General features: G+C 60.0%; 14 protein-coding genes and 2 pseudogenes. 6 read left to right on the top strand and 10 right to left on the bottom strand.

All coding sequences use genetic code 11. The features are described from left to right. Window positions 1-23: 23 nt before the first annotated feature. A pseudogene (locus V5D86_RS04375) lies at window positions 24-1,390 on the bottom strand (sodium-dependent transporter). Between the two features lie 175 nt (window positions 1,391-1,565). Here V5D86_RS04375 and purS point away from each other — a divergent pair. The 4 genes from purS to V5D86_RS04355 all read left to right on the top strand — a co-directional run bounded on the left by purS (window position 1,566) and on the right by V5D86_RS04355 (window position 6,380). Further along, on the top strand, window positions 1,566-1,805 hold the full coding sequence (purS, locus tag V5D86_RS04370; protein ID WP_414595483.1) for a phosphoribosylformylglycinamidine synthase subunit PurS: 240 nt from the start codon (window positions 1,566-1,568) through the stop codon (window positions 1,803-1,805). After that, window positions 1,802-4,135: a phosphoribosylformylglycinamidine synthase subunit PurL gene (gene purL, locus V5D86_RS04365; protein WP_414595482.1), complete on the top strand. Its 2,334-nt coding sequence runs from the start codon at window positions 1,802-1,804 to the stop codon at window positions 4,133-4,135. Before purS ends, purL begins: the two co-directional genes overlap by 4 nt. Beyond that, entirely contained in the window at window positions 4,132-4,950 is an 819-nt protein-coding gene (gene purQ / locus V5D86_RS04360) for a phosphoribosylformylglycinamidine synthase subunit PurQ (protein WP_414595481.1), read from the top strand. The genes purL and purQ overlap by 4 nt, the downstream gene beginning before the upstream one ends. 155 nt (window positions 4,951-5,105) lie before the next feature. Further along, window positions 5,106-6,380, top strand: coding sequence for an ATP-binding protein (locus V5D86_RS04355; protein WP_414595480.1), 1,275 nt, complete (start codon window positions 5,106-5,108; stop codon window positions 6,378-6,380). 128 nt (window positions 6,381-6,508) lie between these two features. On the opposite strand, the pseudogene mtbB reads toward V5D86_RS04355, so the two are convergent. Both mtbB and V5D86_RS04345 read right to left on the bottom strand, forming a co-directional pair. Beyond that, window positions 6,509-7,912, bottom strand: a pseudogene (gene mtbB, locus V5D86_RS04350) ([dimethylamine--corrinoid protein] Co-methyltransferase). Between the two features lie 13 nt (window positions 7,913-7,925). Continuing rightward, the gene (locus V5D86_RS04345; protein ID WP_414595479.1) at window positions 7,926-8,573 is read right to left on the bottom strand and encodes a cobalamin-dependent protein; all 648 of its coding nucleotides are present in this window, start codon (window positions 8,571-8,573) and stop codon (window positions 7,926-7,928) included. 312 nt (window positions 8,574-8,885) lie between these two features. Here V5D86_RS04345 and V5D86_RS04340 point away from each other — a divergent pair, with 312 nt between their 5' ends. Further along, entirely contained in the window at window positions 8,886-10,268 is a 1,383-nt protein-coding gene (locus V5D86_RS04340) for a monomethylamine:corrinoid methyltransferase (protein WP_414595478.1), read from the top strand. A gap of 2 nt (window positions 10,269-10,270) precedes the next feature. Here V5D86_RS04340 and V5D86_RS04335 read toward each other — a convergent pair whose 3' ends face one another. The 3 genes from V5D86_RS04335 to V5D86_RS04325 form a co-directional block, all read right to left on the bottom strand. Continuing rightward, complete coding sequence (locus V5D86_RS04335) at window positions 10,271-10,927, bottom strand: DUF120 domain-containing protein (protein WP_414595477.1); 657 nt, start codon at window positions 10,925-10,927, stop codon at window positions 10,271-10,273. Between the two features lie 105 nt (window positions 10,928-11,032). Then, window positions 11,033-11,398 (bottom strand): hypothetical protein, encoded by a 366-nt coding sequence (locus V5D86_RS04330; RefSeq protein WP_414595476.1) that lies wholly within the window; start codon window positions 11,396-11,398, stop codon window positions 11,033-11,035. Window positions 11,399-11,412: 14 nt separating this feature from the next. Continuing rightward, window positions 11,413-12,012 (bottom strand): DUF998 domain-containing protein, encoded by a 600-nt coding sequence (locus V5D86_RS04325; RefSeq protein WP_414595475.1) that lies wholly within the window; start codon window positions 12,010-12,012, stop codon window positions 11,413-11,415. Window positions 12,013-12,087: 75 nt separating this feature from the next. Between V5D86_RS04325 and V5D86_RS04320 the strand changes: the two genes are divergently transcribed. Further along, complete coding sequence (locus V5D86_RS04320) at window positions 12,088-12,852, top strand: ATP/GTP-binding protein (RefSeq protein ID WP_414595474.1); 765 nt, start codon at window positions 12,088-12,090, stop codon at window positions 12,850-12,852. Between the two features lie 20 nt (window positions 12,853-12,872). Here V5D86_RS04320 and V5D86_RS04315 read toward each other — a convergent pair whose 3' ends face one another. The 4 genes from V5D86_RS04315 to V5D86_RS04300 are packed head-to-tail and all read right to left on the bottom strand — an operon-like array spanning window position 12,873 to window position 16,119. Beyond that, window positions 12,873-13,202, bottom strand: coding sequence for a hypothetical protein (locus V5D86_RS04315; protein ID WP_414595473.1), 330 nt, complete (start codon window positions 13,200-13,202; stop codon window positions 12,873-12,875). Window positions 13,203-13,232: 30 nt separating this feature from the next. Continuing rightward, complete coding sequence (locus V5D86_RS04310) at window positions 13,233-13,655, bottom strand: ABC transporter ATP-binding protein (protein ID WP_414595472.1); 423 nt, start codon at window positions 13,653-13,655, stop codon at window positions 13,233-13,235. Window positions 13,656-13,659: 4 nt separating this feature from the next. Further along, entirely contained in the window at window positions 13,660-14,787 is a 1,128-nt protein-coding gene (locus V5D86_RS04305) for a FecCD family ABC transporter permease (RefSeq protein ID WP_414595471.1), read from the bottom strand. 9 nt (window positions 14,788-14,796) lie between these two features. Next, entirely contained in the window at window positions 14,797-16,119 is a 1,323-nt protein-coding gene (locus tag V5D86_RS04300; RefSeq protein ID WP_414595470.1) for a hypothetical protein, read from the bottom strand. Window positions 16,120-16,186: the final 67 nt, after the last annotated feature.

Here is a 16,186-nt window from a genome sequence, read left to right as displayed (position 1 = left end):
GCGGCGGGGCATCCGTCCCGGCATCAGATGGAATAGATCCCGAGCATGTCCAGGAGGCCGGTGACCAGTATGAACGCCAACAGTATCGGGCAGACGTACTTCACGAGGCACACGTACGGCCGTTTGAACCTGAACTCCCCGGAGCTCTCGATCTCCTCGATTATGAACTTCGGCTTGACCACACATCCGATGAAGACGCATGTCAGTATGGCGACTATGGGCATTATCACGGAGTTGGTGATGAAGTCGAAGAAGTCCAGGAACGACCCTCCGGGCAGGGATGTCACGCTGAGCGGTCCGTATCCGAGACAGGACAGGGTGCCGAGCGCGAAGATCAGGGTGATGACGAGTGCGGACGCCTTCTTCCTGCTCCACCTGAGACGGTCCTTGATGGCGGACACGATGACCTCGGAGAGCGAGATCGCGGACGTCATGGCCGCGATTATCACGAGGAAGAAGAACGCGGCACCGATGATGTCTCCGGCGGGCATCGATTCGAACACCTTCGGCAGGGTCACGAACATCAGTCCGGTCCCGCCCTCCCCGGTGTCCATGCCCAATGCGACGACCGAGGGGACGATCATGAGCCCGGCCAGGAACGCCACGCCGGTGTCCAGCATGCTGATCTGGCGGACGGACCTCTCTATGCTGATGTCCTTCTTCATGTACGAGCCGTACGTGATCATGATCCCCATGGCCAGGGACATCGAGTAGAACAGCTGGCCGACGGCCCCCAGGACGGTGCCCATGGAGAACTCGGAGAGGTCGGGCATGAGGTAGTACTCGAGTCCCTTCAGGGCGCCCGGCATCATGAGGGCGTAGATCGAGACGAAGATCATCAGGAACAGGAGGACGGGCATGAGGATCTTGCTCATCCTCTCGATGCCCTTCTCGACACCGAACGCCACGACCAGGACGCTTATCGCCGCGAAGATGACGAACCATGTGACCGGGCTGTCGAAGATCCCGGAGAGTCCGCAGCTTATGAACGAATTGAAGAAGCCGTCCGTCGCGGCGAGGTTCCCGCCCCGATCGCGAACTCCGCGAAGTACTTGGTCACCCAGCCGCCGATCACGCAGTAGTACGGGACGACGATGACCGGGACCAGTATGGCGAGCCAGCCGATGAACGAGTGCTTCCTGCTCAGGTCCCCGAACGCGTCCACGCAGGACTTCCCCGTGCGCCTTCCGAGGGCTATCTCGGTCAGCATGAGGGCGAATCCGAACGTGACCACGAGCAGGATGTACGTGAGGAGGAATATCCCTCCGCCGTACTGTTCCGCCAGGTAGGGGAAGCGCCAGATGTTCCCGAGGCCGACCGCCGATCCCGCTGCCGCCAGGATGAACCCGATCTTGCCCGAGAAGGACTCGCGCTTTTGCTCTTCTGCCATGTTACCACGCCAATCTGTTCGTGGTTTATACAAGTACCACATGGATCGGACCTCTGGTATGCCCTCGGAACGTGCATCTGACGCGTTCCACAGGTCCCGGGTGCTGGAACATGTGCCGTGCCCGGGTCTCGCGCGTGCGCAAGGTTAATAGCGCGCGTGCCATAGCTCACGCTCGATGACAGTCGTCGAGATCAGAATCGAGCTCAAGAAAGGGGTCGCAGACCCCGAGGGGAAGAACACCAGGAAGACCCTGGAGTCCCTGGGCTTCAAGGGAGTCAACGACGTGAAGACCGTGAAGCTGTTCGAGGTCGACATGGACCTTCCCGCAGACGAGGCCAAGGCCCAGGCCGAGGAGATGTGCAGGAAACTGCTCGCCAACCCGGTCATCCAGAACTTCAGGGTATCGGTGAGATGAACATGGCTTGTGGGATGAGCAGGCGCGACGCGTCGTACGAGCTGTACGACGTCGACATACTCGCCGCCTCGGACGATGACCTGGTCCAGCTCTCCAAGGACCTGAGCCTCGGGCTCTCCATGGACGAGATGCGCACCGTCAGGTCCTATTTCGAGAAGGAGGGCAGGAACCCCACGGACGTGGAGCTCCAGGCGCTCGGACAGGCATGGAGCGAGCACTGCTGCTACAAGAGCTCCAAACCGATCCTGAAGGAGTTCGTGTTCGGGATCGACAGGGACGACGTCCTCTCCAAGGGCGACGCCGGGGTCATGGTCTTCGATGACGACTACGGCTACGCTCTGAGGATCGAGAGTCACAACCATCCCTCCGCGATCGAGCCCTACGGAGGGGCCGCTACAGGAATCGGCGGCATCCTCAGGGACGTGGTGTGCATGGGGGCCCAGCCGATAGGGCTGGCCGATCCCCTGTGCTTCGGACCCATCGACAGGGATGTGGACCTTCCCGCGGGGGTCAAGAGCCCCAGGTACCTGATGAGCGGCGTGGTCTCGGGGATCCGCGACTACGGGAACCGTGTCGGGATACCGACCATCACCGGCGGATTCTTCTTCGACGACAAGTACACCGGGAACTGCCTCGTCAATGTCGCGTGCCTCGGAATCGTCAAGAGGGCGGACCTCGCCAAGAACTACGCGGGAGGCCCCGGGGACGTCATGATCCTGATCGGTGGACTGACCGGAAGGGACGGGATCCACGGCGTCAACTTCGCCTCCGCGGACCTGACGTCCACCTCCGACGAGGATTCCAGAGGGGCCGTCCAGCTGGGTGACCCGATCATGAAGGAGCCTGTCATGCATGCATGCTTCGAGATCAATGCCAGGCATCTGATCACCGGCATGAAGGACCTGGGCGGGGGCGGACTCAGCTGCGTCGTGGGCGAGATGGCCCTCGACGGGGGATGCGGGGCCGACGTGGACCTGGAGAAGGTCCCCCTGAAGGAGCCTGGGCTCGCCCCGTGGGAGATCTGGGTGTCCGAGTCCCAGGAGCGCATGATGTGCACCTGCAGACCGGAGAACGTCGATGCCGTCCTCGAGGTCTTCGACCTCTGGGACGTCCCCGCCACGCCCATAGGGAGGACCACCGACACCATGCACACCCGCCTCTACTGGAACGGCGAGAACATATTCGACATGGACATCGAGTTCCTCACTGGGGGACCTGTGTACGAGAGGCCCTATGAGCTTCCCACACCGCCCACCAAGGACGGAGAGGTCTTCCCCAAGATCGACAGCGACAGGGATGCGATCCTCGCCATGCTCTCGGACCCCAATGTGGCATCCAAGGAGTGGGCGATCAGGCAGTACGACCATGAGGTCCGCGCGGCCACCGTGGTCCACCCGATGGTAGGGCCACTCAACGAGACCGGACCCGGGGACGCCAGTGTCCTGAGGCCCGTCCCCGACAGGATGAAGGGACTCGCCGCGGCGATCGGCTGCAACCCGTGGTTCACGGAGGCCGACCCGTACCGCGGAGGGATGTCCTGCATCGACGAGACCTGCAGGAACATCGTCGCCGTCGGAGCCAGGCCCAACGCTTTCACGGACTGCCTCAACTTCGGCAACCCGGAGAAGCCCGAGAGGCTCGGGGAGTTCAGGGAGGCCGTCAGAGGGATAGGGGAGGCCGCACGCGCGCTGAACATCCCGATACCCTCCGGGAACGTGAGCCTCTACAACGAGGCCCCCGGAGGACACCACATACTCCCAACTCCGATGATCCTGGGATGCGGGTTCATAGACGACGTCCGCAAGAGCATCACCGCCGACTTCAAGAAGGTCGGGAGCTGCATCTTCGTGGTCGGCGAGACCAGGGACGAGATGGGCGCGTCGCTCCTCTACAGGAAGTTCGGAGGGGAGAAGGGAGAGGTCCCCGCAGTGGACATCGAGAGGCTCAAGAGGCTCATGGACAAGCTGCTGAAGGCCATGGACGAGGGTCTCGTGGTGAGCTGCCACGACTGTTCCGACGGAGGCATCGCGGTGGCCGTCGCGGAGATGTGCATCTCCGGACACGTCGGTGCCGAGATCGACACCTCCGCGCTGAACGGGGAGGACTTCAGGGTGAAGCTGTACTCCGAGAGCAACAGCCGTTGGATCGTCGAGATCGATGGTGCCGACGTGACCAGGTTCACCGACATCATGGGTGACGACGCCCATCTCCTGGGAATCACCAAGGGCGATTCCCTGAAGATCAAGGACAACGGCACCGAGATCCCGGTGGAGGAGCTCAGGAGGGCATGGAACGATCCAGTCTGGACCATTATGGGGGGATCCGCATGAGGCCGGAAGACGTCAGAGTATGTGTCATGCGCATCGAGGGGACCAATGCGGAGGAGGAGATGGCCGACGCCTTCAGGGCGGTCGGCGCACAGGCCGAGCTGGTGCACCTCAAGCAGTTGAACGGGCAGTCGTCCGAGATGAGGCGCAGGAGCCTCGAGGACTACGACGTGCTGGTCTTCGCCGGAGGGTTCTCCGCAGGGGACTACGTCCGCGCCGGGGCACTGTTCGCGGCGAGGATCAAGGCATCCCTTGGCACGGACATAAGGCGCTTCGTCGAGGCGGAGAAGCCCGTCCTGGGAGTGTGCAACGGGTTCCAGATCCTGGTGGAGCTGGGACTGCTCCCCGCGTTCGAGGGGACGATGTCCGACAGCCCCACGGCCGCGCTGTACACCAACGACTCCGGAAGGTTCGAGTGCAGGCCCACGGTCCTCAGGAACGACAACAACGGGAAGTGCGTGTTCACGTCCCGGATCGAGAGGAGGCGCATGCTGACGATCCCGTCCGCACATGCCGAGGGGAAGCTGATGAGCAGCGATCCCGACTTCGTCCAGAGGCTCGAGGACAACGACCAGGTCGTGTTCAGGTACGTCTGTCCCGACGGGTCCGACGCCAGGTATCCGTGGAACCCCAACGGTTCCCCGTCCGACATCGCAGGCATCTGCAACCCTGCCGGGAACGTCATGGGCATGATGCCCCATCCGGAGCGTGCGATCTCCAGGTTTACCCATGCGGACTGGACCAGGGGATACTCGGCCGAGGAGGGGGACGGCATGCCCGTGTTCCGCTCGGTGATCGCAAGCCTCGAGAGGCGCTGAAACTCCAATGCCCCTTCGGGGGCAAAACCATCATTTTTCTGTTTTCGGGATGCTTTTCACGGATGAATCTACATTGCATAATGGCAATTTCGTGAAAAACACGAAAGATATTTCGTGAAAAACACATTATATATCGTCGTACCATACCTTCTCCTATGACGCTCACACCGGAAGGCTACCGTCCAAGACTGGCAGAATCCGAATTGGATCTCATGATGAGAGCATTCGGTGCGGTGTCTATCGAGGGTCCGAAGTTCTGTGGAAAGACATGGCTCTCGCGCACGAGGGCCAATAGTGAGATATCACTCAACGACCCCGCAGGACAGTATGCCATGAGGCGCATGGTGGAAATGGACATCATGTCAGCTTATGATGGGGAGGAGCCTCGGCTCATCGACGAATGGCAGGAGGTCCCGGCCATCTGGAGTGCCACGAAGGATGTTGTAGACTCCAGTACGAGGAATGGAAGGTTCATCCTGTCCGGTTCATCGACCCCACTTCCCTCGTCCAAGAAGCATTCCGGCGCAGGGCGTCTCGGCAGGATGCGCATACGTACGATGTCGCTGTACGAATCCGGGGACTCATCTGGACAGGTGTCCTTGGAGGGGCTCTTCGATGACAAGGTCAAAGCCGCCGTGTGCAGGACCGAGCTGTCTGAGCTGGTACGCCTTGCAGTTCGCGGGGGGTGGCCCCGCAACATCGAATTCGACGAATCCGAAGCACTCATTGCGAATAGGGGGTATCTTAGGACTATAGTGGAGGATGCTGCGAGATTGGATGGGAAGAATCGTAATTCCAGGAAGATCGAGATGCTTTTGAGGTCTTTGGCCAGGAACGAGTCCACTTATGCATCCAAAGCGAGCATAGCCAAGGATATCAGAGAGTACGAGAACGAGGATGTTTCGGACACATCGATAACCAACTACCTGGACCTCCTGGATCGCATGTATCTCATAAATGACCAGTTGCCGTTCGATCCGAACTACAGGTCCAGCGTACGTGTCGGTTCCACTCAGAAACGTCACCTCGCGGACCCATCCCTCGCAGTGGCGGCATTGGACCTGAACTCGTCGAAGTTGATCGAGGACCTCAGGACATTCGGCTTCATATTCGAGTCCATGTGCGCGAGGGACCTGGACGTGTATGCGTCCAGACTCGGGGGAAGGCTTCTGCAGTATCGCGATGACAAGGACCGTGAGATCGATGCCGTCGTGGAACTGCCCGATGGGCGTTGGGGGGCCTTTGAGATAAAGCTGGGCGCCCAGCAGATCGACGGTGCTGCCGCGAATCTCATCAGGATAAGGGACTATATGGCGGACAGGGGTGCGAAGGTCCCATCGGTATTGTGCGTCGTCTGTGGTCTGTCACAGGCGGTGTACCGTCGTGATGACGGCGTCTTCGTCGTCCCGATCACGGCCCTGAGGCCCTGATGGATCGGGTGGAGGTCCTGGCGATGCGTGGGGATGCAGGCCCCTACGGAGGAAAATCGAATGCTGTCCAGGACCGAAGGTTGTTGGTCCCGGAGGCCGCAGCCTCCGGGTTGTTCAGAGCCTGAGGCTCATCTTCTCCATTTCTCGCGGAACTTGTCGCAGCTGTTGATCTTGATGCCGAGGACGTCCTCGATGTTCATCTTGGCCGCGATCCCTCTGGGCGCTCCCGGGACTCCGGTGACGACACCCAGCTTCTGCTCCTCCCTGAGCTCCCTCATGATGTACTCGTCGGCGAGGTCGACGGTGGTGATGCCGAGCTTCTTGGCGACGTACTCCTTCGCCTCGTCGATCCTCATGTTCTTTCCGAACTGCATCCTGGCGACAAGGTCCCCAGCGGTCCTGATCCCTCCCATTCCGGAGGTCATGAAGTGGGGGAGATCCATTCCTGCGGGGTCTCCCACTCCGATCTAAATGCCGTCGACGTGCGCGATCTCGACCATCGCCTTGTTGGCCCTGGAGACCGCGTCTATGGGAGGGGTCTCCAGCATGGGGATCCCGCCGACTCCCATTCCCATGTCCGCGTGGACGGGGATGTTGGACTGCTTCACGGCCTCCTTGATGAAGGTGACCGCACGGGCGAGGTTCCATGCGAGGCTCTTGGAGGTGTTGGTGTTGACCACTGTACCGCAGACGTTGGCTCCCGCCTCCTCCGCGATCTTCACGTACTGGTGGGGGTACATCCCGGCGACGGGCTTCCCGTTGAACTCGATGGCTCCGTGGATCCCCATGATGGACTCTCCGGCGAAGCCGACCTGGATGTATGCCTCGGGGCACTGCTCCCTCAGGAGCTTGACCCCGTTCAGGGTGCCGACGCAGTCCGCATCTCCCGCGGAGGCGGTGGTGTCGAAGTTGAATCCGTCGGATCCGGCGGCCTGGAGCCTGGTGGTGACGTACTCGATGTCACGGGTCAGGTGCTCGGCCGCGGCCTCGGACGCTGCCATCGACTCGTCGATCTTGAACTCCCTCATGAGGTCGGCGGGGTTCGGGTAGGGTCCGTCGGGGGAGTAGTAGAGTCCCATGTTGGGCATCGCTCCGTAGAAGAAGGGGGCGATGATCTCGTTCTGGATCTCCTCCATGGTCTGCATCTCGTTGGCGATGACGGGCTTAACGGGCTTGATGGAGTAGTCCGCGTGGGCGAGCTCGAAGGTGTCGGCTCCCAGGGCCCTCTCGTGGAGGAGAGCGGCCTCGAGCCTTCCCATGTCGACCCCGTTCCCGGAGTTACCGTTGTCGCCGGTGAAGTCCAGCTGTCCGATGTCGTAGGAGAGGATGATCTCGTTCCCGGGGGCGACTCCGACGACGCGGTCCTGGCACATGATGATCTCGGCCAGGTGCTCGATCTCGTTCGCGTTCAGGTCGGGGATCTCCCCCATGTCGCAGGCATCCGCCATTCCGGCCTGGATGTCGTTCAGGATGGCCTCCTTGGTCATCCTGACCCTGCTGCCATCTCCCATCCTGGTGTAGTAGTCGGTCATATGCGATGCCTCCTCAGTCGGATGCGACGGCCTTCGCCTTCCTGGTGGTCTCAGACGCGGACTCGCCGTAGATGTCCGCCCCGATCTTGTCGGCGTAGGCCTGGGTGATGGGTGCTCCGCCGACCATGACGGTACATTTGTCGCGGATGCCCTCTGCGGACATGATGTCGATGATCTCCTTCATGACGGTCATCGTGGTGGTCATGAGTGCGGACATCCCACAGAAGTTGCATCCGCCCTTGACCTCGTCTATGAATTTCTGCTTGGGCACGTCGCGTCCGAGGTCGACGAGCTCGAAGCCGTTGCACTGGAGCATGGTGGAGCAGATCGACTTTCCGATGTCGTGGACATCCCCCTCGACGGTTCCCATGACAGCCTTTCCCTTGGATGTCGCGGCGGCATCCCCGCCTGCGCGGAGCTCCTCGTCGAGCATGTCCATTGCTGCGTTCATTCCGGCAGCGGCGGACAGGACGTGGGGAAGGAACAGTTTCCCTTTCTCGAATTTGACTCCGACCTCGGTCATCCCCTCGGCGAGGGCGTCGATGATCTCGGTGGCCTTCATCCCGTTGGCGCTGGCTGCAGTGACGGCGGCCTTGATCCCGTCGACCTTGTATGCGACCATAGCGTCGAAAAGTGCCTTTTTGTCTGCATCTGTTGACATGTTTTGCCTCCCGGGTTTCCCCGTTGGATCGTCAATCGTACGATACATTATTTAATGATTTCTCTTTTATACAAAATATTTATATATTGTATGTTTGAAAAATTGATTTTTAAAAATTAAGGTTTCAAGTCTATATAAATAAACCAAGATTTTCTAACATTGTTAAGTAAAATTTAAATATAATTTATGAAAAATATTGAGCATTCAATAAAATTTGAAGAAATATTTTATAAAGATAACAAATAATGAAGTACCAAAACAGTCTCAGTGGAACTTTCTGAGTAGCGTTTGGAAATCGGCAAGGGATATGTGATGCGCGTAGGTGGGAGACTCAGTTCTCTGGAGGTCCAGAGAAGGATCAATGCCGGTAGCAAGGTCGCAGAGGTGGATTGGGATTACACGATAATCCCCGGCACGGCCACCGCGATGAAGGAGAAGTACGGCATAGAGTTCGGAGACTCCATCCTCCCCGAGGACCTGGACCTTGCGGACAGGCTCTTCGACGCGGGCGTGGAGATGTTGCAGACCGTCGGCATCTACTGCATGGACACCGGGACCGTCATGAAGGTCACGGAGGATGAGATCTGGGATGCCATAGAATGCTCCCCGAAGTCCATCACGGTGGGCCGGGGCGTGGATGCGGTCACAGTGAGCGCACGTCACGGGAATGCACGCAAGCGCCCCGTGGTCAACGGCGGCCCCACGGCGGCGACGGTCAGCGAGAAGAACTACTCCAAGATGATGGAGAGTTACGCGCAGGAATCTATCATAGACACGTTGTACTGCGGCGTCTCCAACACATACAAGGGCGTCACCGTTCAGCCTGGCGGGCCGTCGGAGATGTACAACATCATGTCCGAGATGAAGGCCATAGAGGTCGCCAAGGCGAACGTGGGACGTCCGGGGATGGCCGTGTTCGGTCCGGAGTCCGCGATCTCCACCACGAGCAGGATCTCGGTGAACCTCCCGAACATGGGGATGTCGCCCACGGACGGCCATGACATCCCGCTGATGAACGAGATGAAGATAAACCGCACCGGTATGATGATGCAGGCGGCCTGCGAGATAAGCGGCAGCGTGATCATGACCGAGGCGCTCCCGATCTTCGGAGGATATGCAGGGGGTCCGGAGGAGACCGCGATATGCGATGTCGCTGTTTCCATCGCGGCATTCGTGGCATGCGGTGCGCACATACATGTGGACGGACCGATCCATCTGAAGCACGGGACCTCGACGACCAGGGGGACCCTTCAGGTCCTCGCGCATGTGGGGACGGCCATCGACCGGAACACGGACCTTCTCCTGGGAAGCATGTACTACGTGGGTGCGGGACCGTGCACGGAGATGTGCTTCCTGGAGAATGCGGCGCAGGCGATCTGCGATGCGGCGTCCGGACGCGAGTTCTCCGCGATGAGCGCATCCGCGAAGGGCTCCGCCCTGGACAAGACCACCGGCATGGAGGCCCGCTTCGCGGGAAAGACGCTGCAGGCCGCATCCGGGATGAGGGTCGAGGACGCGAACTATCTCCTGGATTCGATAGTCGGCCTGTACGAGGGCAATCAGACCATTCCCGATGGGTACCGCTTCCAGGACTGCTACGACCTGAACACATTGGAACCCACAAACTTCCATCAGGAGATCTACTCGCTGACGGCCGACAAGCTCCGCTCGCTGGGATTGGACATAAGGGACTGAGGTTACAGCTCGACCTTGACGTCGACGTGGTCCCCATCCTCGAGGCTCAGGGTCCTCCTGAGGTGGTACTGGCAGATGATCTCGATGATGTCCGCGTAATGGGACCTCTCGGGAACGACGATGGCGCAGTCGATGTTGCGGATCTTCGCCTTGTAGGCGACGACGTCTCCGAAGCTCCTCCCGTTGTTCGAGAACCCGTTGATGGAGACCCCGGCTATGCTCCTGATGACATCGAGCTTGCCTATGTCCTCGGAGTCCACCTGGATGTTGAGGGTACCTTCGAACGGCAGGAACCCGAGCTTCTCCTTGAACTGCTTCATGTACTGGTCCTGACAGATGTAGTACCCGCCCTCTCCCATGCCCGACTGGATCGTGCCGTGGATGGTGACATGGTCGGTGATCTCGAATATCCTGCGATACTCGTTGTACTCCTTCTTGAGGTCCTCGATCCCCTTGGTGGTCAGCTTTATGCGCTGCTTGCGGGCCCCGAGGTCTCTGACGATGTACTTCTCGTCCAGGAGCTCCAGAATCCTCTTGGATGCGGACTGCTGGCTCATCTCGAGCGCATCGCCGAGCTCCCTAGAGGAGATCGCGATGTAGTCGTCCATAGCTCCCAGCAGGGCGAGCTTGCGCAGTGCGAAGGAGTACTTTTCATCCATGCGCGGTGGATAGCTTCACCGGTTAAATAGATAGGTATCAGGCCCGGACGGCGCTGTGAGAACGTGAAAAGGGTTGGGGGTGCCCGCAGGCACCCCTGATATGGATCAGATGACCCTGTTGGAGTCCACCCACTTGCACACGTTGGGGCAGGCTGCGACCAGGATGCAGCATACGGCGATGATCGCCATGAGGATGCTGACAGCGAGGAAGGTCGCCTCGTAGAGGGCTCCTATGACGATGACGGCCATGGTCACGGCGGAGATCGCCAGGACGGTGTTGCCGCAGACGGGGCTGTATTTGGTGAACGTTCCTGCGGCCGCGAAGAACATCACTGCCGCGAGCATGTTCAGACCTACGGTGTACATGCTGTCGATGCTTCCATTCCAGGCGTAGGCCATCGCCGCGAGTGCGACGATGCCTCCGAAGACACCGAGAATGGCGCCGATCTTCATTTTGTTGGGCATTGCCATATCTATCTCTCCGATCAGTTGGACACTGCCGATTCGGCAGCCCTGATGTTCAGGATCATCTTCACGCTCTCGGATATGATCCATATGAGTCCGCAGAGGACTGCCACAGTCTCGACGAATGCGAGGGGCTTCCCGACGGCGACACCGATGACGATCATGATGAGGATCGCGCCGATGGCACCGTTGATCCTCTTGCCCTCGGTCCAGTCCCCGTGGACGGAGGCCATCGCCGCGAGTGCGAGGAACAGGAAGAACAGGATGGCGACGGTGTTGTGGATGTTGCCGTTCCCGAAGTCCTTGTTGTAGAGTCCGACCAGGACCAGGAAGACCCCTGCGATCGCGGTCATGATCCCGCTTGCGCGACTGGATCCGTACTCGTTGCTCGCCTTCCCGAGTCCGAAGACGAAGACGAGGAGTCCGGTGATGATGCATCCGTACATGAAGAGGTCCGCGGTGAGCTGGACATCGGAGACGCCCATGTCGGACAGTGTGCTCACGCCGAGGACCCAGTTGGGGTCGTTCACGGCGGCGATGAGCCACACCATGGCGAACAGGATCGCTGCAACGATACCGACGACCGCGAAGGGCGCAGTGTTGCGTTTGAACGCTTTCATGGGGTCGTGAATGTCGTGCGCAATTTAATATTGATTGCGTCTGATGTGCGTGGCATATATGTCGAGGCTGCGAAAATGAAGTTCGTTTTCTTCGTGGGGACCGCCGGGAGCGGAAAGAGCACGCTGGTCGGAGCGTACAAGCAGTGGCTGGACGACAACGGCGTCGATGCCGTCGTGGTGAACATGGACCCTGGTGCGGACGCGCTCCCCTATGAGGCGGAGGTGGACATCAGGGAGTGGATCAATCTCGAGGAGACCATGCAGGCCTACGGTCTCGGACCCAACGGGGCGCAGATTGTGGCCGCGGACCTGATGGTCGCGAACATCTCGAAGATGACGGACATCATAGGCACCTACGGTGCGGACTACATCCTGGTCGACACCCCGGGACAGCTCGAGCTCTTCGCGTTCAGGGAGTCGTCCCAGCTCATCGTGAGGGCGTTCGGGGCGCAGGACTCGATGATCGTCTACCTTTCGGACCCGTCCCTCTGCCGCACGCCCAACGGGTTCATCTCCGCAATGGTCCTGGGGGCCCTCGTGGAGTTCAGGCTCCAGCTCCCCACGCTGAACCTGCTGTCCAAGTGCGACACGCTCTCGGACGATGACCAGCAGAGGATGCTCGACTGGTACCAGGTCTCGGACGCGCTGTACGGGGACCTTCTGGACTCCGATTCCCAGCCCGAGACCGTGATCGGCATGGAGCTGTTCAAGGCCGTCGAGAACGCGGGGGTGTTCGGGGAGATCCGCGCCGTGTCCGCACAGGATGGCGTGGGGCTCGAGGAGATATACGCCGCATCCCAGCTCGTGTTCTACGGCGGGGACGACGCGGACGGGCATTGATATCCGTGACCGAGGGGGTCTCACCCACCTCGGTGCAGGACATCGTCGAGGAGCATAGCCGGACGGCCCTTGTGCATCACGATGTCGCATCCCACGTTGTACACCTCGGAGATGTTCTTGGAGGTGATCACCTCCTCCGCGGTGCCGACCTGTCTGATCCTACCGGGCTTCTCCATGAGCACCACCTGGTCCGCGAACATCGATGCGATGTTCAGGTTGTGGCTGATCATTATGACTATGATCCCCTTGGCGACCGCGATCTCGTGCATGAGGGAGGTCGTGAATATCTGGTGCCGGACGTCGAGGTTCGAAGTTGGCTCGTCCAGGATCAGTATCTCGGTCTCCTGCACCAGGCCCCTGGCTATCGCGGCCGTCTGATGCTATCCGGCAGACAGCTCGTCGAACATGCGGTCCGCATAGTCGGACAGGCCCATGACCTCCAGGGCCTTCCTCGTCTTGACGACATCCTCGGCGGAGGTCTTCCATCTGGATTTGTTGGACCTCCCTACGAGGACGGTGTCGAACACCGGCATGGCGAACAGGTCCTCAGTCTGAACGGGTACATAGGACACGATCTCGGCGATGTCCTTCCTCGTCATTTCCGACACGTCCCTGTCATTTATGGTCACGGTGCCGGACGTGGGCTCCAGGAGCTTGTTCATGCACTTGATCAGAGTGGACTTTCCCACCCCGTTAGGTCCGATTATGCACGTGAGGCCTGGTCTGTCCAGGACGAGGTCTATGTCGTGGAGGATGGTCCTGTCCCCGTATCCTGCGCATAGTCCGTGTATCTCTATCTTCATCGGATCACCAGCTGGATCTCCTCTGTCTCATTATGAGGTACAGGAACATCGGTCCGCCGATGAACGCCGTGACGACTCCGACCTGCAGCGTGGCCGGGGCTATGACGGTGCGTCCGACGAGGTCTGCGATCTCGAGCAGGACCGCCCCGAACATCGCCGAGGAGATGATGAGGTACCTGTTGTCCGCGCCCACGAACATCCTGCAGACGTGAGGTGCGACGAGACCAACGAACCCGATGAGTCCCGTGAAGCTGACGACCGTCGCGACGACCAGCGATATCAGCAGCAGGAGGATCACGCGGAGGTTCTCCACGTCCAGTCCCATCGCCTTCGCGGAGTCGTCCCCGGTGGCCAGTATGTTCAGCTTGCGCGACATCAGCTGGGTCAGTACTATCCCGATCCCAACGACGACCGCCATCAGGGCTATCTGCGGCCAGGTGCAGTCGGTGACGGTGCCCACGCTCCACTGGTAGAGCAGGGCCAGCGCATCCGGGTTCGCGTTCAGCTTCATCACCGTGGTGAACGAGTTGAAGATGAACATCACGGCTATCCCGGCCATGACCATCATGGTCGGGGATGTCCCTTTCAGCTTGGACACCGTGATGATGATCGCCATGGGAACGAGCGAGAACAGGAACGCATTGATCACCACCGAATAGTCCCCTCCGACGAAGGAGAGCCCCATGGTTATGGCCAACGTCGCCCCGAACCCGGCTCCCGAGGATATCCCCGTGGTATATGGGTCCGCCAAGGGGTTCTTCAGGACGCTCTGCATGACGCAACCCGCTATCGCAAGTCCCGCTCCCGCCACCAGTGCGGCCGCCACCCTCGGCATGCGCTCGCTCACGACGACGTAGTCCAGGGTCGTGTCGGCGATGTTCCCGGTGATGTGCTCCCACAGGATCCGGTAGCAGTCCAGGAACCCTATGTCCAGGGAGCCGTATCCGACGGACAGCCACGCGACGACCGCCGCGATCGCGACGCATGCGAAGGTGAAGGCGAGCTTGCGGAGCTCGGACGACCGGTACCTGGACACGGTCTCCCTGGACTCCTCCGAGCCCAGGTCGTCCTCGGAGGTCCACAGGGTCGCGGCCTTCCTCACGACATCGATGTTCTGTCCGTCGGGGCTCATTGTCGTACCTCAGAGGTTGTACCCGGGGCCGGTGTAGGTGTACCCCTCGTTCGCATCCGCGCCCTCCCTGACGGCGAAGTTGTCGAGGTACTCCTGCAGGTAGTCCATCGCATCGTCCATGTCGAAGAGCTCGGGATACAGGTGTGCCGCGAGGATGTAGCATCCAGCAGGGCCTCCGGAGTAGGGCATGAGCTCGAAGTCTACGACGTACATCTTCCCTTCCTTGAACTGGGTCGTCTCCTTGTACAGCGCTCCCAGGTACTCCTCGACCAGGTCGTTGAACTCGTCATGGGCGCAGCTCTTCTGGAACATCACGATGACCTCGTCGGTGGCGGAGTCCACGAAGCTCTCGACGGACCCCAGCGTCACGAAGTTCGTCTTCCCGACGTACGGTTCCTGGAAGTTCACGATCTCGTTGAACCACAGTGCAGGGCCCTGGGCGGAGCCGAACGCCGCGATAGTGCTTGCCTTGGTGTTGTAGCACCTGATCACGGTCACGGTCTTCTTCTCAGCCTTCTCGGCGATAGAGTCCATCAGGACCATCGCCTCGTCGTACCATGCCCTGTACTTGTCCGAGAGTGTCTGGTCCCCCAGCATGCACGCGAGTTCCAGGACGCCCTCGATGACCCTGGGGCCCTGGCAGGGGACGATGACTATGGAGACCTTGTCCGCGAGTCCGGACCTCTCGGCCTTGTCCCAGATGTAGTCCGTGTTCTGACCGCCGGTCCACTGGAGGAGGGTATCGATCGTCCCGTCCATGTAGAGTGCGTTGATGCCCTCTATCGTGAGTTCGTGCCAGGTCCCGAGTATCGGCATCTTGTCCACTCCGGGATAGAGGTTCGCGTACATCCCGGGCGTAGTGGCGTCGATGGCCTTCAGCATGTCGTAGCATCCTATCGCGGAGAGCAGGGTGAGGTTGAGGTATTCGGACCCGACCTTCTGTCCGATTGGGTAGTTCACGTACGTGACGTTGCCGTAGAAGTTCTGATAGTACATCATGGAGGATCCCTTGTCCAGGAATGTCTGGACGGTGTCTGCGTCCTTCTGGTCCACGGTCCCGTCGTAGTTCGCATCGGCCAGGGGGTACTCCTTCTCCCAGTCGACGTCGTTGGTCTTATCCGAGTCGCCATTGACGGCGATGATATGTTCGATGACCTTGAGGTCTGTCTCATCCAGCCTGTCGCTTCCGTCGGCGTTCCCGTAGATTTTCAGTCTCGTGTCCTCCAAGGACACCGGATCATCGATCCCTTGATCGGATTCCTGCTGTTGGGTCGACATCACGGCCACCGCGGCGACGGCGACCGCTATGACGGCGATGATGGCGACGAGCATTTTCCTGTCTATTCAAATCACCATAGTTGGAGGATACATCCAAATATATAATACAGGATTCTGATGT

The sequence above is a fragment of the Candidatus Methanoprimaticola sp. MG2 genome, assembly GCF_047501175.1.
GTDB lineage: Archaea > Thermoplasmatota > Thermoplasmata > Methanomassiliicoccales > Methanomethylophilaceae > Methanoprimaticola.
This window is presented reverse-complemented; position numbering and strand designations above follow the sequence as displayed.